The organism is Gryllotalpicola kribbensis (genome assembly GCF_039538245.1).
Taxonomy (GTDB): Bacteria; Actinomycetota; Actinomycetes; order Actinomycetales; family Microbacteriaceae; genus Gryllotalpicola; species Gryllotalpicola kribbensis.
Genome location: NZ_BAABBX010000004.1, coordinates 68,270 through 85,325, shown reverse-complemented (window position 1 = coordinate 85,325; position 17,056 = coordinate 68,270). Strand labels below are relative to the sequence as shown.

The following is a 17,056-nucleotide window of genomic DNA, read 5'->3' as shown; positions in this document are numbered from 1 at the left end:
GGTGTCCTCTGCGGGAGTCCTCGGGGAATGGGGTAGATTTCACTCTGATGGGAAAAATTACGTCCACATTGTTGCAGCTGTGTTTCCCCGTGTGAACGCGTGTGAACACTGCGCGGGGGTTGTCGTAGACAGGCGTGCGACTACGAAGATGGACGCATGCAAGCATCGACCCCGGCGAGCGCGGACGGGACCGCGACGACGACACCGAGGCCGGACGACGACGACCTCGACGCGGTCGTCGCCGGCATCGGCGAGCGGATCCGGGCGCTCCGCCTGAAGAACGAGCTGACACTCCAGGACCTCGCCGAGCGCACGTCGCTGAGCCTGTCGATGCTGAGCACTGTCGAGCGTGGCCGGACGACGGCGTCGCTCGGAACCCTCCATGCCATCGCTCGGGCGCTCGGGGTGCAGATCACCACGCTCTTTGCGCAGAGCGGTGCGGACGACTCGCCGATCGTCGAGTTCCGGGACCAGATCCGCGACGTCACGGACGGGGGCCTGCACCGGCGTACCGCCGCGTATCGTGCTGACCTCGGGATCGAGGTCTACGTAGACGACTTCGAGCCGCACACGTCGCACGCACGGACGCCGTCGCAGCACCCAGGCGATGAGATCGGCGTGGTCCTCGAGGGTGAGCTCGAACTGCAACTCGGCGGCGAGATCTTCGCCGCCGCAGCGGGGGACGTCGCCCAGTTCAGTGCTCGGCGCGCGCACCTCGTGAGCAACGTGTCAGACCGTCCGGCGCGGGCGGTCTGGATCAACCTCCGCCGGCTGTGACGAGGTCCGGCGTCGGCTTGCTTCCTTCGCCGTTGAACGCGTCGAGCAGCTCGGCCCGCACGGCGCGGCGCCACGGCCGCCCGGCGGCGAACACGACGACGAGCGCGAGGACGACGAGCAGCAGCGACAGCGCGACGGCGGCGTCGGGGTCGAGGTTGTTCTGCAGGTAGATCTCGAGCGGCAGCGTGCGCGTCACCCCCTGCAGCGAGCCGGCCACGGTGATCGTCGCGCCGAACTCGCCGAGCGCGCGCGCGAACGACAGTACGGTGCCCGAGACGAGCGCGGGGCCGAGGCTCGGCAGCGTGATCTTGAGCAGCACCTGCGTGCGGCTCGCGCCGTAGGCGAAGGCGATCTCGTCGTGCGCCGCGGTGACGGTGCGCAGTGCGCCCTCGAGGCTGATGACGACGAAGGGAAGCGAGACGAACGACTGCGCGAGCACGACCGCCGCGGTGGAGAAGGGCACCTGCAGCCCGAGACCCTGCAGCGCCGGCCCGAGCAGGCCGCGGCTGCCCACCGTGTAGAGCAGCGCGAGGCCGCTGACCACAGGCGGCATCACGAGCGGAACGAGCACGAGGGCGCGCGCGATGCTCTGCCCGCGAAAGCGCCCCCGCGCGAGCACGACGGCCATGGGCACCCCGAGCACGACGCAGACGAGCGTAGAGAGCAGAGCCGTCTCGACGCTGAGACGCAGCGCGTCGAGCGACGACGTCGAGGTGATCAGCCGCCCGAAGCGCGGCCAATCGACGTGGGCGACGATCGCGACGAGTGGCAGCAGCACGAACAGGGCGCCGATGCCGGCGGGAATCCAGAGCCATGCGGGGTACGAGCGTCGCCCCGCCGGCCCGTGCGCGCTCACGTCGGCGGGGCGCCGAACCCGGCGGCGGCGAGCACCTTCTGGCCGGGCGCGCCGGTGACGAACGCGATGAACTTCTTGGCGAGCGCGGCATTCGCCGCGTTCGCGGTCTGCGCGATCGGATAGGTGTTCACGGCGCTGCGCGCCTCGGGGAACGCGACTCCGGTGACCTTCGCGCCCGCGCCCTTCACGTCGGTGACGTAGACGACGCCGGCATCCGCATCGCCGCTTTCGACCTTCGCGAGCACGTCGCCCACGTTCTGCTCTTCGCTGATGGGTTTCAGCGAGACGCCGGTCGCCTTCTCGACCGCCGCCGTCGCGTTGCCGCACGGCACGCCGTCGGCGCAGACGTCCACCCTGATTCCCGGCCGGGCGAGGTCGGCCCAGCCCGCCAGGTGGTGGGGGTTGCCCGGGGCGGTCGCGATCTCGAGCACATTGCTCGCGAAGTCGATCGGATTCCCCGCGATCAGCTTCTGCGCCAGGGCCGTCTGCATGTTCTTCTCGTCGGCGGAGGCGAGGACGTCGGCCGGGGCTCCCTGAGACAGCTGCGTCACGAGCGTCGAGGTGCCGTCGTAGTCGAATCGCACCGTCACGCCGGGGTTCGCCTTCTCGAACGCCTTCCCCAGCGTGTCGAAGGACGCCGTGAGGCTCGTCGCCGCGAACACGGTGAGGGTCTGCGGCGCCGCCGAGGTCGCGGGCTTCGAATCGTTGTCGGATGCCCCGGCCGAGCAGCCCCCGAGCAGCAGCGCGGCGGCCACCGCCGTGGCCGCGAGCGCCGGCCGGCGCCTCATCGCGCGGCCCCCGTCGTCTCGACGCTCACATTGGTCGCCTTGACGACGGCCGTGGCGAGCGTGCCGACCTCGAGCCCCAGCTCGGTCGCCGCCTCGGCGCTGATCAGCGAGACCACGCGATGGGGGCCGGCCTGGATGTCGATCTGGGCCATGACGCCGTCGAGCTGGACCCGGGTGACGATGCCGACGAAGTGGTTGCGCGCCGAGCTCAGCACGGGTGAGCTCTCGGGCGCCGTCTTCGCCCGCTCGGTCGCGAGCCGGGCGAGGCTCGCGCCGTCGACGGTCTGGGGTCCATCGGCGGCCGCGCTCGCCTCGAGCTCGCCGCGCTCGACGAGGCGGCGCACGGTGTCGTCACTTACGCCGAGAAGCGCGGCGGCCTCGGAAATCCGCAATTGCGTCACAATGCAGACTCTAGTGACGCAATTGCGGAATGTCTCAGGCCTCGGGGGTGAAGGCGAGCGAGATGGAGTTCATGCAGTAGCGGTCGCCCGTCGGAGTCCCGAACCCGTCGGGGAACACGTGCCCCAGGTGCGAGCCGCAGTTCGCGCAGCGCACCTCGGTGCGCACCATGCCGAGCGAGCGGTCCTCGATCAGCTCGACGGCCTCGGGGCGCACGCTCTCGTAGAACGACGGCCAGCCGCAGCCCGAGTCGAACTTGGTGCCGCTCTTGAAGAGCTCGGCGCCGCACGCCGCACAGGTGTAGATGCCGGCGCGCTCCTCGTCGAGCAACTCGCCGGTCCACGGCCGCTCGGTCGCGGCCTGGCGCAGCACCGCGTACTGCTCGGGGTCGAGCTGCTCGCGCCACTCGGCGTCGCTCTTGCTGACCTTGTAGTTGGTGGACGAGACGTCTCCCATGCCGGTTCCTCTCTGCTCTTGTGAAGCTGACCTCTAAGTAAACTCGCCCGAGTGTCAGAAAGTTCCGTGATCGTCAGGCCGTTCAGCGAGCTCAGCGCTCGCGAGTTCTATGAGATCGCGAAGCTGCGCACCGATGTCTTCTTCGTCGAGCAGCGCGTCGATGAGACCGAGCTCGACTATCGCGATCTCGAGGCCGCGACGCGCCACTACTGGGTCGCCGCCGAGGACGGCTCGGTGCTCGCCTACCTGCGCACGCTCTGGGACGACGAGCCCGAGCACCGCGCGGCGCACATCGTGGTCGGGCGGGTCGTGACCAGGGCGGATGCCAGGGGAAAGGGCCTCGCCAGTCGATTGCTCGCCGCCGCGATCGCCGCCAATCCCGGCCAGGACATGGTGCTGCACGCGCAGGAGTACGCTCAGCCGCTCTATGCCAAGGCCGGGTTCGAGCCCTTCGGCGACGTCTACCTCGAGGCGGGCATCCGCCACATCGGCATGTATCGGCAGGCAGGCGGCGCAGAAGACGCGCCCATCGGCGTTGCCGGCCGGCCCGCGGCCCTGTGATCGCTAGCCTGTGCCCATGCCGCGCGCCGAGCTGACCGACCTCGAGGTCGCCGTTCTGGACTTCGAGCGGGAGTGGCTGCAGGGGCCCGCGGCGAAGGAGCAGGCGATCCGCTCTCAGTTCGGGCTTTCCGGCGCCCGTTACTATCAGATTCTCGGTCGGCTGATCGATACCCCTGCTGCACTCGCCTACGACCCCCTTCTCGTGCGGCGGCTGCTGCGGCAGCGGGACGAGCGACGCGAAGCCCGCGCCGCCCGCACCCGGCCGATCGACTGACCCGCCGCGGAACCCCCGCCCCACAAAAGGACAGACCCCAGCGCGCATGGCCCAGCAATTCCCGAAGGACCGCTTCGACGTGGTCCCGACCGACCTCGAGCGCGTCGGTGCTCACCGCGCGCCCCGTCGTCGGGGGCAGGGCCTGCTGTGGCTCGTCTGGTGCCTCGTGGCCGTTCTCGTCATCGTCGGCGCCGGGTGGGTCTACCTGCACCTGCTCGACAGCAACGTCGGGCACTCCTCCGACTCGCAGCCCACGATCACCGAGACGGCGACGCCCCAGGGAACCGGGACCGGGTCGGCGAGTCCGACGCAGACGGCCACCGCTACGCCGACGCCGACTGCGACCATCGTTCCCTCCGCCCAGCTGAGCGTGCTGAACGGCACCGGCCGGGCCGGTCTCGCCGCGAGCGCCGCCACGAAGCTGAAGGGCGCCGGCTGGGCGACGATCTCGACCGGGAACGCGCCGCAGGACGCCGCGACCACCGCCGTGTACTACTCGGACCCGGCGCAGCGCGGCGTGGCGCTCGGCGTGGCCCAGTCGCTCGGCGTGGCGACGGTCACCCAGTCCGACCAGTTCGCGGGCGCAGGGGCGGTCGTGACGGTGGTGCTCGGAGCCGATTACTCGGGCTGAATCGGGCCGGGTATTTCGTCGATATGACGGGACCCTGTCGGGGCCGTAACTTTTTGACCGATCGACGTCGATTTTCGAATCCGCCCTCCATGCCATGGCTACGATCGTGGCCACAGTGATGCGACGAAGTGCGCGCGTCCAGCAACACGCAATGGAGAAACGATGGCGAATGGAACCGTGAAGTGGTTCAACGCTGAGAAGGGCTACGGCTTCATCACCGTCGATGGCGGGGGACAGGACGTGTTCGTCCATTACTCGGCGATCGACATGAGCGGGTACAAGAGCCTCGAGGAAGGCCAGCAGGTCGTCTTCGAGGTCGGCACCGGCTCGAAGGGCCCTCAGGCGGAGTCCGTGCGGCTCGCCTAGCGCGCAGCTTCTCGTACTTACCAGGAGCCGCTCGGCATCGCGCCGGGCGGCTCTTTGCGTGCCGGGCAGCTTCTGGTCGCCATTGCCCTGTGTGACGGATGCCCCGTCATTTCTTGCACTCGTGTGGTGAGAGTGCCAGAATCGCTCTTGGCACTCGTGCGATTTGAGTGCTAACGACATCTTTCGCTGCTACGTCCGGGAGGGACGAGAAACAACCATGGCAAAGATCATTGCTTTCGACGAGGAGGCGCGTCGCGGCCTCGAGCGCGGTCTGAACACGCTCGCCGACGCCGTCAAGGTGACGCTTGGCCCCCGCGGCCGCAACGTCGTCCTCGAGAAGAAGTGGGGCGCCCCCACGATCACGAACGACGGTGTTTCCATCGCCAAGGAGATCGAGCTCGACGACCCGTACGAGAAGATCGGTGCCGAGCTCGTCAAGGAGGTCGCGAAGAAGACCGACGACGTCGCGGGTGACGGCACGACCACCGCGACGGTTCTCGCCCAGGCGCTGGTCCGCGAGGGCCTTCGCAACGTCGCCGCCGGCGCCGACCCGATCAGCCTGAAGAAGGGCATCGAGAAGGCCGTCGCGGCCGTCACCGAAGAGCTCATCGCCGGCGCCAAGGAGGTCGAGACCAAGGAGCAGATCGCTGCGACCGCGTCCATCTCGGCCGCTGACCCCGAGATCGGCGAGCTGATCGCCGAGGCGATCGACAAGGTCGGCAAGGAGGGCGTCGTCACCGTCGAGGAGTCGAACACCTTCGGCACCGAGCTCGAGCTGACCGAGGGCATGCGCTTCGACAAGGGCTTCCTGTCGCAGTACTTCGTCACCGACCCCGACCGCCAGGAGGCGGTGTTCGAGGAGCCCTACATCCTCATCGCCAACCAGAAGATCAGCAACATCAAGGACCTGCTGCCGATCGTCGACAAGGTGATCCAGGCCGGCAAGCAGCTGCTGATCATCGCCGAGGACGTCGACGGCGAGGCCCTGGCCACGCTGATCGTCAACAAGATCCGCGGCATCTTCAAGTCGGTCGCCGTCAAGGCCCCCGGCTTCGGCGACCGCCGCAAGGCCCAGCTGCAGGACATCGCGATCCTGACCGGCGGCCAGGTCATCTCCGAGGAGATCGGCCTCAAGCTCGAGAACGTCACGCTCGACCTGCTCGGCCAGGCCCGCAAGGTGGTCATCACCAAGGACGAGACCACGATCGTCGAGGGTGCCGGTGACGCCGACCAGATCGCCGGCCGCGTGCAGCAGATCCGCAACGAGATCGAGAGCACCGACAGCGACTACGACCGCGAGAAGCTGCAGGAGCGCCTCGCCAAGCTCGCCGGCGGCGTGGCCGTCATCAAGGCGGGCGCGGCCACCGAGGTCGAGCTCAAGGAGCGCAAGCACCGCATCGAGGACGCCGTCCGCAACGCCAAGGCCGCTGTGGAAGAGGGTGTCGTCGCCGGTGGCGGTGTCGCCCTGATCCAGGCGGGCGCCAAGGCGTTCGACAAGCTGCAGCTGACGGGCGACGAGGCCACCGGTGCCAACATCGTCAAGGTCGCCATCTCGGCCCCGCTCAAGCAGATCGCCACCAACGCCGGCCTCGAGCCGGGTGTCGTCGCGGCCAAGGTCGCCGAGCTGCCCGTCGGCCACGGCCTCAACGCCGCGACCGGCGAGTACGGCGACCTGCTCGCCCAGGGCATCCTCGACCCGGCCAAGGTCACCCGCTCGGCGCTGCAGAACGCCGCGTCGATCGCCGGCCTGTTCCTCACGACCGAGGCCGTCGTCGCCGACAAGCCCGAGAAGGTCGCGGCCCCGGCCGCCGACCCGACCGGCGGCATGGACTTCTAAGTCCGCACCGCGTCAACGTCTCTGAAGAGAACGACGTAACCAGCGAAGAGGGGCGCTCCCGCACGGGGGCGCCCCTTTCGTGTGCCCGGGATGTGTCACATGCCCGGCGCGGTTCAGAGCCCCGCGGCGAACATCTGGTAGTTCCGCAGCTCGCTCTCCTGATACTGCTGGGCGGCCGAGGCGAGCACCTGCTGCAGCTGCGCCATCTGCGTCTCGATCGTGCGCTGCGTGGTCGTCCAGTTGGCGAGCACCTGCTGGAAAGCGCTTGCGGCCTGGCCCGACCACGAGCCCTGCAGTGCGGTGAGCGTCGCGGTCAGGTGCGCCGCATCGCCGCGCAGCTGCTCGAGCGTGGCCTGGGCGGAACGGGTTGCGTCGAGCACCGCGGTGCTGTCGACCTGGAACGTCGTCATGGCTTCCTCCGTGAGTGGTGTGGAGACAACGGATGCCGTGACGCTAGCCCGGCCGCGGAATCCGCCATCGCCGAGAAGCCGTGGATTGTGCACAGCCGGCCGCCCTCGCCGGCTGTGCTGGGGAAGACGGCTCAGGCGGCGCTGTCGGCGAGCGGCAGCGAGACGCGGAACGTGGCGCCGCCGCCGGGCGTTTCGACGACGTCGACCGAGCCCCGGTGTGCGTGCACGATCGAGGTCACGATCGCAAGGCCGAGGCCGCTGCCGCCGGTCTCGCGCGTGCGCGAGGTGTCGGCGCGCCAGAAGCGCTCGAAGATCTTGTCGCGGATCTGCGGCGGGACGCCCTCGCCGTGGTCGACGACCTCGACCGACGCGCGCCGCGTCTCGAGGTCGGCGGAGACGCGGATCTCGATCGGCGAGCCGTCCGGCGTGTAGCGCACCGCGTTTCCGATGAGGTTCGCGATCACCTGCCGCAGCTTGTTCTCCTCGCCCATGACGAGCGCCGGAATGGTGTGCGGCTCAGGAATGTCCTCGAGCTCCAGCGGCATCGTCTCGGCCATCGCGATCTCCTCGGCGCGGCGCCCGCCGCGGCGGCGCAGGCGCGCAAGCGCCGTAGCCGTGAAACCGATCGGCCCGGTCGGGCCGTTCCCTGGCTCGCCGGCGGTTCGCTGCGGCAGGCGGATGCCGCTGCGCTGCGCCACCCGCGTCAGGCCCGTCGCCGCCTGCTGCGGCGGCTGCGCACCGACGACCGGCAGCACCTGGGTCGGCGTCGGGTCCTCGCTGGCGGAGGGGCCGGGGGCGGGCGGCGGTGCGGGCGGCAGCTCGACGAGGACGCCGAACTGCCGGGTGGGGTGCGCGGCACGGGCATCCATCGCCGCGTCGTACGCGAGCGGCAGCAGGTCGACCTGCGCGAGCTGCAGGGGGCGCGTCTCGTCGAGGCGCGCCAGTTCGAGCAGGTCCTCGACGAGGCCGCCCATGCGCAGTGCCTCTTTCTCGATGCGCTCCATGGCGCCGGCGACGGCCGCCTCGTCCTGCAGGGCGCCCATACGGTACAGCTCGGCGTAGCCGCGCACGGACACGAGAGGGGTGCGCAGCTCATGACTGGCGTCGCCCACGAAGCGGCGCATCTGCTCGATGGTCCGCGCGCGGTCTTTGAAGGCGCGGTCGATGCGCGACAGCATCGTGTTGAGCGAGCGGTTGAGGCGGCCGACCTCGGTGTTCGGCTCGGCGCCGCCGAGGCGCTGGCTGAAGTCGCCGTCGGCGATCGCGGCCGCGGTGCGCTCGACCTGCCGCAGCGGCGCGAAGGTGGTGGTGACCAGCATGCGGGTGAGCACGGCGCCCACCACGACCACGATGACGCCGAAGCCGAGGAAGATCGTGAGGTACGCCGCCATCAGCACGTCGATCGACCCCGTCGACGTGGCGACGATGGCCGAGCCGGGCTGATTGTCGGCCGAGTAGCTGACCGTCACGCAGCGCGCACGGTACTGCACGGTGCCGTCGTTGCTAGCCAGGTTGAAGCTGTCGCCCGCGTGGCAGGCCTTCGCGAGCTCGCTCGAGAGACTCGTGCTGACGGCGGGCCGAAGCGAGCTCGCCTTCGACCGCCAGTTGTAGCCCAGGAGCTTGCCGTCGGCGTCGTAGATGGCGAGGAAGTAGGTGCTCGACTCGCCGTCGGGGCTGACCTGGTCATTGCCCTGCGACTCGCTGTCGAGCATGGCGTTGATGCTCGACGAGGTCGACGCCGCCTCGAGCTGCTGGTCGAGCTGCGAGATCAGCACGGGCTTGAACAGCAGCGTGGTGCCGATACCCGTGAGCAGCAGGCCGAAGGTCAGCACCAGCACGGTCACTCCCGTGATCTTCGTGCGCAGCGATACGGCGTTCCACGCTGCAAGAAGTGACCGGTGCATAGGTGACGAAAGCTACTCCGGCTAACTGGGGTCGGCCTGCGTGGGCGGGGATGCCCGCCCTGCGGCATCCCTAGGCCTTGCCCGCCTTCAGCATGTAGCCGAAGCCGCGCTTCGTCTGGATCAGCGGCTCGCTCGAGTGCGCATCGACCTTCCGGCGCAGGTACGAGATGTAGCTCTCGACGATGCCGGCGTCGCCGTTGAAGTCGTACTCCCAGACGTGGTCGAGGATCTGCGCCTTCGACAGCACGCGGTTCGGGTTGAGCATCAGGTAGCGCAGGAGCTTGAACTCGGTGGGGGAGAGCTCGATCGGCACATCGCCGACGAAGACCTCGTGCGTGTCCTGGTCCATCGTGAGCTCGCCGGCGCGGATGATGGCGTCGTCGTCGGCCTGCATGGTGCGGCGCAGGATCGCCTTGATGCGCGCGACGATCTCGTCGAGGCTGAACGGCTTGGTGACATAGTCGTCGCCGCCGACCGTGAGGCCGGTGATCTTGTCTTCCGTGTCGTCTTTCGCGGTGAGGAAGAGGATCGGCGCGGTGTAGCCCGCGCCGCGGAGGCGCTTGGTGACGCCGAAGCCGTTCATGTCGGGCAGCATGACGTCGAGGATGATGAGGTCGGGCTCCTCTTCGAGCACGGCCGAGATGGCCTGCGCGCCGTTGGCGACGGCTCGAACGGCGAAGCCCGCGAAGCGGAGGCTGGTGGTCAGAAGATCGCGGATGTTCGGCTCGTCGTCGACGATCAGAATTCGAGGTCCTGCGTTCATGTCCACCATTCTCTGATGGTTTCCTGGATTCCACCAGGGAGCTGATTGAACGCCGCGTATGGGCACCGCATGCCCTGGGCGGAATAGGCTCGGAGCATGACCACTCGGCGCTTCGTGATCATCGGCGGCGGCCTGGCCGCGGCCACCGCTGCGGAGACGCTGCGCGATGAGGGCTACGACGGCGACGTCATGGTCGTCGGCTCCGAGCGCCACCTGCCCTACCTGCGGCCGCCGCTGTCGAAGGACTACCTGAACGACCCGGCGAAAGAGCCTGCCGAGACGTACCTGCACCCCTGGGACTGGTACCACGAGCACGACGTGCACGTGCTCACCGGAACCCTCGCCGTCGAACTCGACCTGGTCGACAACCAGGTGATCCTCGACGAGACGTCGTCGATCGACTTCGAGAAGGCGCTCATCGCGACCGGCGCGAAGCCGCGCCCCCTCAAGCTGCCGGGGGGTGAGGCATCCGGCGTCTACTACCTGCGCACGCTCGACGACAGCGAGGATCTGCGCGACGCGCTGCGCGAGGGCGGCCGCAAGGTCGTCGTGCTCGGCACCGGCTGGATCGGCATGGAGACGGCGGCGGCCGCACGCGGCTACGGGAACGACGTCACCGTGATCGGACGAGCCGCCGTGCCGCTCTCCGGCGGCATCGGGCCCGAGCTCGGCACCATTTACGGCGCGATCCACCGCGACCGCGGCGTGCAGTTCAAGCTGCAGCGCGAGGTGCGGGCGCTCAGGACGAGCGACGCCCCCGGCGGCCCGGTGGTCACGGGCGTCGAGACCGACAACGACGGCGAGGTCATCCCCGCAGACATCGTGATCGTGGGCCGGGGAGCCGTGCCGAACGTCGAGATCGCGGAAGACGCCGGCCTCGACGTGAAGGACGGCGTGCTGGCGTCCGCCGCCCTCGTCACCTCGCACCCGCTCGTGTACGCGGCGGGCGACGTGGCCAACCCGATGAACCCGACACTCGACCGGCGCTTCCGCAGTGAGCACTGGGCCAATGCGATCGGCAGCGGGCGGGCGGCCGCGAAGTCGATGCTCGGGCAGGACGTGGCCTACGACGACGTGCCGTACTTCTACAGCGATCAGTACGACGTCGGCATGGAGTACGCGGGCTACGCACCGCTCGCCGCCGACACGCAGCCCGTGTTCCGCGGCGACGTCGACGGCCGCGAGTTCGTGGCGTTCTGGCTCGTGGGCGGGCGGCTCGTGGCAGGCATGAACGTCAACGTGTGGGATGTCTCCGACGACATCCAGACCCTCATCCGCAGCGGTCGCACGGTCGACGTCGGAAGGCTGACCGACCCGAACGTGCCCATTCTCGAGGCATGATCTACAGCCCGCCGCTGCGCGACCCCGTGCGCCGGATCGGCGCGCGCACCTTCGACTTCTCGCGCCAGGTGGCCGTGATGGCGGTCGTGAACCGCACGCCCGACTCGTTCTATGACAAGGGCCGCACCTTCGGGCTCGATGCCGCGGTGGACGCGTGCGTCGCCGCGGCGGATGCCGGGGCCGACTGGGTCGACATCGGGGGAGTGCCGTTCGCCCCCGGCCCCGCGCTCGCCGCCGCCGACGAGATCGGGCGCGTCGTGCCGGTGATCGCCGCGGTGCGGGCCGCGAGCGACGTCGTGATCTCGGTCGACACCTTCGACGCGCGCGTCGCCCGCGCGGCGCTCGAGGCGGGCGCCGACGTCATCAACGACACCACCGGGCTGCACGACCCCGAGCTGGCGCGCGTCGTGGCCGCGACGGATGCTTCGCTGGTCGTCACCCACTCGCTGGCGGCCGCCCGCGGCGCCGGGCCGCGCACGCAGTTCGCCCGACCGAGCTATGGCGACGTGGTCGCCGAGGTCGGCGCGTTCCTGGCCGAGCGGGTCGCCTATGCGATCGACGCGGGCGTGGCACCCGACCGCCTCATCGTCGACCCGGGCCACGACCTCAACAAGAACACTCTGCAGTCGCTCGAGCTGACGCGGCGGCTCTCCGAGCTCGCCGAACTCGGCTACCCGGTGCTCGCGGCCGTGTCGAACAAGGACTTCGTGGGCGAGGCGCTGGATGCCCCACGGGGCGAGCGCGTCGAGGGGTCGCTCGCCGCAGCCGTCGTCGCGATCACGCAGGGTGCCCGCATCGTGCGGATGCACAACGTGCGCGAGTCGGTCGCCGCCGTGCGCATGACAGAGGCCATTCTGGGGTGGCGGGCGCCGGCCGGAAGGCTGGTGCACAACATGTCCGAGGTGAATCGTGACTGACGCGGGCAGCAGGGCGCGCGCATGAACGCAGAGGAGAACGCGTGACGGCTGCGCGCATCGACCGGCTGACTCCGACCGCAGTGGCCGACGCCGACGACCAGCAGCTGCTGGACTGGTACGACGAGGGGGCGGTGCACGCCGACGGCAGGCCGTGGGTGCGGCTCAACTTCGTCGCCTCGATCGACGGGGCCGTGACGCGCGACGGCACGAGCGGAGGCCTGCAGGACCCGGCCGATCACCGCGTGTTCGATCTGCTGCGCCGGCTCGCCGATGTCGTGCTCGTCGGGGCGGGCACGGTGCGCAAAGAGGGCTACGGGGCGATGCGGCTGCCCGACGAGGATGCCGCCTGGCGGGTCGCCCACGGGCGCACGCCGCAGCCGGTCTTCGCGATCGTCTCGGCAGAGCTGGGCCTCGGCCCGAGTTCGCCGATCTTCGCCGAGGCGCCCGTGCGCCCCATCGTGCTGACGACGGCCGACGCCCCCGACGACCGCTTCCAGGCGCTCAGCGAGGTCGCCGATGTCGTGGTGGCCGGCGTCGACCTCGTCGAGTCGTCGTTCCTGCTCGAGGAGTTCCAGCGGCGCGGCCTGCTGCGCGTGCACTGCGAGGGCGGCCCGACGCTCGCCGGTCTCATGCTCGCCGACGGGGCGATCGACGAGATCTGCCTGACGGTGACGGCGACGCTCGAGGGCGGCGACGCGGGCCGGGTGACCGGGGCGGTGCCCTCGGACCCGCAGGGCATGCGCCTCGCTCAGGTGCTGCGCTCGGACTCGACGCTGCTGCTGCGCTACGTCAGAGACGAAACACCGGCGTAACCGCGCACCCTTAGCCTTCGAAGCACGCGTGTCCTATCACCATGGCCTGCAGCGGCAGCGCCAGGGCGGGGACCAGAGCCTCGAACAAGGAGCACGTGATGGCCGAATCGACCCTCGACGTCGTCGACAAGAGCACGGCGGGCGCCGACGCCCGCCAATTCCATATCGGGGTCGCCCCCGGCGAGGTCTCGACCGTCGCCCTGCTGCCGGGCGACCCCTTCCGCATCCCGCTCATCGCGTCGTTCCTCGACGACGTGGTGGACGTCGCGCACAACCGCGAGCATCGCACCATCGTCGGGGTCTACAAGGGGCGCCGCATCACGGCGACCTCGACGGGCATGGGCTGCCCGTCGACGGCGATCGCCGTCGAGGAGCTCGCACGGGTGGGCGTGACCTCGTTCATCCGCGTCGGCAGCTCTGCCGCGCTGCAGCCGGGAGTCGCGCCGGGGGAGCTGCTCGTCAGTGAGGGAACGCTGCGCAACGACGGGACCACCGCCGCCTACGCGCACCCCGGATTCCCGGCCGTGCCCGACACGGAGCTCACCCTCGCGCTCGCCCGGCACAGCGAGCGGATCGCGCTCGCCGCGGGCTCGGCGTCGCACCGGGGCATCAGCGCGAGCGACGACGCGTTCTACGCGGAGACGCCCGAGTGGATCTCCGAGCTCAATCGGCTCGGCATCCTCAACGTCGAGATGGAGAGCTCCGCGCTGTTCGTCGTCGCCCGCCTGCGCGGGCTGCGGGCGGGCATGGTGTGCTCGTGCTCAAGCAACCTGGTCTCGGGAATGAGCCTGTACGGCGACACGCACGATCTGCTGCACGCGGGCTGGCTGCGCAGCATCGAGGCCGCCCTCGAGACCGCCGTGGAGCTCGAGCTGTGAGCGGCCGCGTGGTCATCGAAGGCGGCTACGTCGCCACGGTCGACGCCGCGGGCACGGAATACGCACACGGCCACGTCGTCTTCGACGGCCCGCGCATCATCGCCGTCGGCGCCGGCCCTGCGCCTCGGGCCATCGTGGCCGACGCCGAGCGCATCGACGCCGGCGGCTGTCTCGTCACCCCCGGCCTCGTCAACACGCACCACCACCTCTACCAGTGGCTCACCCGCGGGCTCGCACAGGACGACATCCTCTTCGACTGGCTCGTCGCGCTCTATCCGCTGTGGGCGCGCATCGATGCCGAGCTCGTCGGGCGCGGTGCCGCCGCAGGGCTGGCGACGCTCGCGCTCTCGGGGTGCACCACGGTCGCCGACCACCACTATGTGTTCCCCGCGGGCAGCGGCGACCACGTCGGCGCGCTCGTCACGGCGGCCCAGCAGGTCGGGGTGCGCCTGCACGCGACGCGCGGCTCGATGGACCTCGGGGCGAGCGACGGCGGCCTGCCGCCCGATTTCGCGGTGGAGAAGACGGATGCCGCGCTGGAGGCATCCGCGCAGGCGGTGGCGCGCTATCACGACCCCTCGCCTGGAGCGATGGTGCAGCTCGCGATCGCGCCGTGCTCGCCGTTCAGCGTGACGACGGAGCTGCTGCGCGAGAGCGCCGCGCTGGCGCGGTCGCTGGGCGTGCGCCTGCACACGCACGGGTCCGAGACCGTCGAAGAGGCGGCGTTCTGCGCCGAGCGCTTCGGCATGGGGCCGACGGACTATCTGGAATCGGTCGGGTGGCTCGGCGACGACGTGTGGACCGCTCACGGCGTGCACCTCGATGCCCATGACATCGCGCGCTATGCGTCCTCGGGCACCGGGGTCGCGCATTGCCCGTCGTCGAACGCGCGCCTCGCGGCGGGCATCGCGCCGGTGCGCCAGTTGCTGCGCGCCGGCGTCCCTGTGGGGCTCGGCGTCGACGGCTCGGCGTCGAACGAGTCCGGCCGCCTCGGGCCCGAGATCCGGCAGGCGGTGCTCATGGCCCGCCTGCGCGACGGGGCCGATGCCCTCGGCTCCCGCGCGGCACTGCGCATCGCCACCATGGGTGGGGCGACGGTGCTCGGCCGTGCGGCCGAGCTCGGCTCGCTCGAGCCGGGCAAGCTGGCCGACGTGGCGCTGTGGCGCATCGACGGTGTCGCGCATCTGGGCCTGCCCGACCCGGTCGCCGCGCTGGGCCTCGCCGACACCCCGCCCGTCGAGCGGCTCTTCGTCGGCGGCCGCGCCGTGGTCGCAGACGGCCGGCTGCTCACCGCCGACGAGGACGCCCTCGCGCGCGACGCAGCCGCCGCGTCACGCGAGCTCGCCGAGCGCGCCTGAGCGCGTCGTGCCGGCGCGAGCCCCGAGTCGCGCAGGCTAGGCCGCGACCGCGTCGAGAGAGCGCGCGTCGAGGATCGTGTACGAGTAGCCCTGCTCGGCGAGGAAGCGCTGGCGGTTCTGGGCGAAGTCCTGGTCGACGGTGTCGCGGGCGACGAGCGTGTAGAAGTTCGCCGAGAGCCCGGATTCCTTCGGCCGCAGCAGCCGGCCGAGGCGCTGCGCCTCCTCCTGCCGCGAGCCGAACGAGCCGGAGACCTGGATCGCCACCGTCGCCTCGGGCAGATCGACGGAGAAGTTCGCGACCTTCGAGACCACGAGCGTCTTGAGCTCGCCGGTGCGGAAGGCCTGGAACAGCCGCTCGCGCTCGTCGACGGGGGTGGCTCCCGTGAGAGACGGCGCCCCCAGGGCATCCGACAGCATCTCGATCTGGTCCAGGTACTGGCCGATGATCAGCACGCGCTCGCCCTCGTGCTTCTTCACGAGCGAGCGCACGACGTCGAGCTTGGCCGGTGCTGTCGCGGCGAGACGGTAGCGCTCGTCGTCGGCGGAGGCCGCGTACTCGAGGCGGTCGGAGGGCGGCAGGTCGACGCGCACCTCATAGCAGGCCGCCGGTGAGATGAAGCCCTGGGCCTCGATCTCCTTCCACGGCGCGTCGAAGCGCTTCGGCCCGATCAGCGAGAAGACATCGCCCTCGCGGCCGTCCTCGCGCACGAGCGTCGCGGTGAGGCCGAGGCGGCGGCGCGCCTGCAGCTCGGCCGTCAGCTTGAAGACCGGCGCCGGCAGCAGGTGCACCTCGTCGTAGACCACGAGGCCCCAGTCGAGCGCGTCGAGCAGCGCGAGGTGGGCGTACTGCCCCTTCCGCTTCGCGGTGAGGATCTGGTACGTCGCGATCGTGACCGGCTTGACCTCTTTCGTCTGGCCGGAGTACTCGCCGATCTCGTCCTCGGTGAGCGAGGTGCGGCGCAGCAGCTCGTCGCGCCATTGGCGGGCGCTCACGGTGTTGGTGACGAGGATCAGGGTCGTGGTCTTCGCGGTCGCCATCGCTCCCGCGCCGACCAGGGTCTTGCCGGCGCCGCAGGGCAGCACGACGACGCCCGAGCCGCCCTCGAAGAAGTTGTCGACCGCCTTCGCCTGGTAGTCACGCAGATGCCAGCCGTCCTCGGCGAGATCGATGGGGTGCGGGGTGCCCGGCGTGTAGCCCGCGAGGTCCTCTGCGGGCCAGCCGAGCTTGACCAGCTCCTGCTTGAGGGCGCCGCGCGCCCACGCATCGACCGCGTAGGTCTCGTCGTCGATGCGCCGCGTGAGCAAGGGGGCGATGCGCTTGGCGGATGCCACCTCGGTGAGCACCGCGTGGTCGCTGCTCCTGAGGACCAGAGCCCCCTCGTCGTCTCTCGCGATCACGAGCTTGCCGTAGCGCTCGACCGTCTCGCGCATGTCGACCGCGACCGACTGCGGCACGGGGAACTTCGAGTAGCGATCGAGGGTGGCCAGCATGTCGTCGGCCTGATGCCCCGCGGCCCGCGCGTTCCACAGCCCGAGGCGGGTGATGCGGTACGTGTGCACATGCTCAGGCGCCCGTTCGAGCTCGGCGAAAACGGCGAGATCGTGGCGGGCGTCCTCCGCCTGGGGGTGCGCGACTTCGAGCAGCACGGTGCGGTCGCTCTGGACGATGAGGGGTCCGTCAGCCATAAAGAGCGAGCCTACCCCTGAGTGGTGCGGGGAAGCTCTGCG

19 protein-coding genes are annotated in these 17,056 nt (G+C 70.3%); 11 read left to right on the top strand and 8 right to left on the bottom strand.

Annotated elements, in window-relative coordinates:
• Positions 1–156: 156 nt before the first annotated feature.
• Entirely contained in the window at positions 157–777 is a 621-nt protein-coding gene (locus tag ABD716_RS02920; protein WP_344773625.1) for a helix-turn-helix domain-containing protein, read from the top strand.
• On the opposite strand, the gene ABD716_RS02915 is transcribed toward ABD716_RS02920, so the two are convergent.
• Genes ABD716_RS02915 through msrB form a run of 4 tightly spaced genes read right to left on the bottom strand, consistent with a single transcriptional unit; the run spans position 758 to position 3,276 of the window.
• The gene (locus tag ABD716_RS02915) at positions 758–1,633 is read right to left on the bottom strand and encodes an ABC transporter permease (RefSeq protein ID WP_344773623.1); all 876 of its coding nucleotides are present in this window, start codon (positions 1,631–1,633) and stop codon (positions 758–760) included. The two genes, ABD716_RS02920 and ABD716_RS02915, sit on opposite strands and share 20 nt — an antisense overlap.
• A complete protein-coding gene (modA, locus tag ABD716_RS02910; protein ID WP_344773621.1) occupies positions 1,630–2,421 on the bottom strand; it encodes a molybdate ABC transporter substrate-binding protein in 792 nt (263 codons plus the stop codon). Before modA ends, ABD716_RS02915 begins: the two co-directional genes overlap by 4 nt.
• Positions 2,418–2,822, bottom strand: coding sequence for a TOBE domain-containing protein (locus ABD716_RS02905; RefSeq protein ID WP_344773619.1), 405 nt, complete (start codon positions 2,820–2,822; stop codon positions 2,418–2,420). The genes modA and ABD716_RS02905 overlap by 4 nt, the downstream gene beginning before the upstream one ends.
• 34 nt (positions 2,823–2,856) lie before the next feature.
• Positions 2,857–3,276, bottom strand: coding sequence for a peptide-methionine (R)-S-oxide reductase MsrB (gene msrB / locus ABD716_RS02900; protein ID WP_344773617.1), 420 nt, complete (start codon positions 3,274–3,276; stop codon positions 2,857–2,859).
• Between the two features lie 51 nt (positions 3,277–3,327).
• Between msrB and ABD716_RS02895 the strand changes: the two genes are divergently transcribed.
• The 5 genes from ABD716_RS02895 (at position 3,328) to groL (ending at position 6,945) form a co-directional block, all read left to right on the top strand.
• A complete protein-coding gene (locus tag ABD716_RS02895; RefSeq protein ID WP_344773615.1) occupies positions 3,328–3,837 on the top strand; it encodes a GNAT family N-acetyltransferase in 510 nt (169 codons plus the stop codon).
• 16 nt (positions 3,838–3,853) lie between these two features.
• Positions 3,854–4,111: a DUF3263 domain-containing protein gene (locus ABD716_RS02890; protein ID WP_344773613.1), complete on the top strand. Its 258-nt coding sequence runs from the start codon at positions 3,854–3,856 to the stop codon at positions 4,109–4,111.
• Positions 4,112–4,157: 46 nt separating this feature from the next.
• The gene (locus ABD716_RS02885) at positions 4,158–4,742 is read left to right on the top strand and encodes a LytR C-terminal domain-containing protein (protein ID WP_344773611.1); all 585 of its coding nucleotides are present in this window, start codon (positions 4,158–4,160) and stop codon (positions 4,740–4,742) included.
• Between the two features lie 162 nt (positions 4,743–4,904).
• A complete protein-coding gene (locus ABD716_RS02880) occupies positions 4,905–5,108 on the top strand; it encodes a cold-shock protein (RefSeq protein WP_344773609.1) in 204 nt (67 codons plus the stop codon).
• Positions 5,109–5,325: 217 nt separating this feature from the next.
• Positions 5,326–6,945, top strand: a complete 1,620-nt coding sequence (gene groL / locus ABD716_RS02875) for a chaperonin GroEL (RefSeq protein WP_344773607.1) — start codon at positions 5,326–5,328, stop codon at positions 6,943–6,945.
• 113 nt (positions 6,946–7,058) lie between these two features.
• Here groL and ABD716_RS02870 read toward each other — a convergent pair whose 3' ends face one another.
• The 3 genes from ABD716_RS02870 to ABD716_RS02860 form a co-directional block, all read right to left on the bottom strand.
• Positions 7,059–7,355: a WXG100 family type VII secretion target gene (locus ABD716_RS02870; protein WP_344773605.1), complete on the bottom strand. Its 297-nt coding sequence runs from the start codon at positions 7,353–7,355 to the stop codon at positions 7,059–7,061.
• A gap of 131 nt (positions 7,356–7,486) precedes the next feature.
• Positions 7,487–9,259, bottom strand: a complete 1,773-nt coding sequence (locus ABD716_RS02865; RefSeq protein ID WP_344773603.1) for a sensor histidine kinase — start codon at positions 9,257–9,259, stop codon at positions 7,487–7,489.
• 70 nt (positions 9,260–9,329) lie between these two features.
• Entirely contained in the window at positions 9,330–10,022 is a 693-nt protein-coding gene (locus ABD716_RS02860) for a response regulator transcription factor (protein ID WP_344773601.1), read from the bottom strand.
• A 96-nt stretch (positions 10,023–10,118) separates the two neighbouring features.
• On the opposite strand from ABD716_RS02860, the gene ABD716_RS02855 reads away from it, so the two are divergent.
• From ABD716_RS02855 to ABD716_RS02835, 5 genes are all read left to right on the top strand, one after another.
• Complete coding sequence (locus tag ABD716_RS02855; protein ID WP_344773599.1) at positions 10,119–11,363, top strand: NAD(P)/FAD-dependent oxidoreductase; 1,245 nt, start codon at positions 10,119–10,121, stop codon at positions 11,361–11,363.
• Positions 11,360–12,280 carry a dihydropteroate synthase gene (gene folP / locus ABD716_RS02850; RefSeq protein ID WP_344773597.1) on the top strand — a complete coding sequence of 307 codons (921 nt, stop codon included), beginning with the start codon at positions 11,360–11,362 and terminating at the stop codon, positions 12,278–12,280. Before ABD716_RS02855 ends, folP begins: the two co-directional genes overlap by 4 nt.
• A gap of 41 nt (positions 12,281–12,321) precedes the next feature.
• Positions 12,322–13,092, top strand: a complete 771-nt coding sequence (locus ABD716_RS02845; protein WP_344773595.1) for a pyrimidine reductase family protein — start codon at positions 12,322–12,324, stop codon at positions 13,090–13,092.
• A 98-nt stretch (positions 13,093–13,190) separates the two neighbouring features.
• Positions 13,191–13,970 carry a nucleoside phosphorylase gene (locus ABD716_RS02840; protein WP_344773593.1) on the top strand — a complete coding sequence of 260 codons (780 nt, stop codon included), beginning with the start codon at positions 13,191–13,193 and terminating at the stop codon, positions 13,968–13,970.
• Positions 13,967–15,328, top strand: coding sequence for an 8-oxoguanine deaminase (locus ABD716_RS02835; RefSeq protein ID WP_344773591.1), 1,362 nt, complete (start codon positions 13,967–13,969; stop codon positions 15,326–15,328). Before ABD716_RS02840 ends, ABD716_RS02835 begins: the two co-directional genes overlap by 4 nt.
• Positions 15,329–15,364: 36 nt before the next feature.
• On the opposite strand, the gene ABD716_RS02830 is transcribed toward ABD716_RS02835, so the two are convergent.
• Positions 15,365–17,014, bottom strand: a complete 1,650-nt coding sequence (locus ABD716_RS02830) for a DNA repair helicase XPB (protein WP_344773589.1) — start codon at positions 17,012–17,014, stop codon at positions 15,365–15,367.
• Between the last annotated feature and the right edge of the window lie 42 nt (positions 17,015–17,056).

What these genes read in the sequence shown, in the direction of transcription:
- ABD716_RS02890 (WP_344773613.1), top strand. Translation starts at nt 3,854, where the DNA reads ATGCCGCGCGCCGAGCTGACCGACCTCGAGGTCGCCGTTCTGGACTTC.
- folP (WP_344773597.1), top strand. Translation starts at nt 11,360, where the DNA reads ATGATCTACAGCCCGCCGCTGCGCGACCCCGTGCGCCGGATCGGCGCG.
- ABD716_RS02885 (WP_344773611.1), top strand. Translation starts at nt 4,158, where the DNA reads ATGGCCCAGCAATTCCCGAAGGACCGCTTCGACGTGGTCCCGACCGAC.
- msrB (WP_344773617.1), bottom strand. Translation starts at nt 3,276, where the DNA reads ATGGGAGACGTCTCGTCCACCAACTACAAGGTCAGCAAGAGCGACGCC.
- ABD716_RS02920 (WP_344773625.1), top strand. Translation starts at nt 157, where the DNA reads ATGCAAGCATCGACCCCGGCGAGCGCGGACGGGACCGCGACGACGACA.
- ABD716_RS02840 (WP_344773593.1), top strand. Translation starts at nt 13,191, where the DNA reads ATGGCCGAATCGACCCTCGACGTCGTCGACAAGAGCACGGCGGGCGCC.
- groL (WP_344773607.1), top strand. Translation starts at nt 5,326, where the DNA reads ATGGCAAAGATCATTGCTTTCGACGAGGAGGCGCGTCGCGGCCTCGAG.
- ABD716_RS02830 (WP_344773589.1), bottom strand. Translation starts at nt 17,014, where the DNA reads ATGGCTGACGGACCCCTCATCGTCCAGAGCGACCGCACCGTGCTGCTC.
- ABD716_RS02870 (WP_344773605.1), bottom strand. Translation starts at nt 7,355, where the DNA reads ATGACGACGTTCCAGGTCGACAGCACCGCGGTGCTCGACGCAACCCGT.
- ABD716_RS02860 (WP_344773601.1), bottom strand. Translation starts at nt 10,022, where the DNA reads ATGAACGCAGGACCTCGAATTCTGATCGTCGACGACGAGCCGAACATC.
- modA (WP_344773621.1), bottom strand. Translation starts at nt 2,421, where the DNA reads ATGAGGCGCCGGCCGGCGCTCGCGGCCACGGCGGTGGCCGCCGCGCTG.
- ABD716_RS02865 (WP_344773603.1), bottom strand. Translation starts at nt 9,259, where the DNA reads ATGCACCGGTCACTTCTTGCAGCGTGGAACGCCGTATCGCTGCGCACG.
- ABD716_RS02880 (WP_344773609.1), top strand. Translation starts at nt 4,905, where the DNA reads ATGGCGAATGGAACCGTGAAGTGGTTCAACGCTGAGAAGGGCTACGGC.
- ABD716_RS02855 (WP_344773599.1), top strand. Translation starts at nt 10,119, where the DNA reads ATGACCACTCGGCGCTTCGTGATCATCGGCGGCGGCCTGGCCGCGGCC.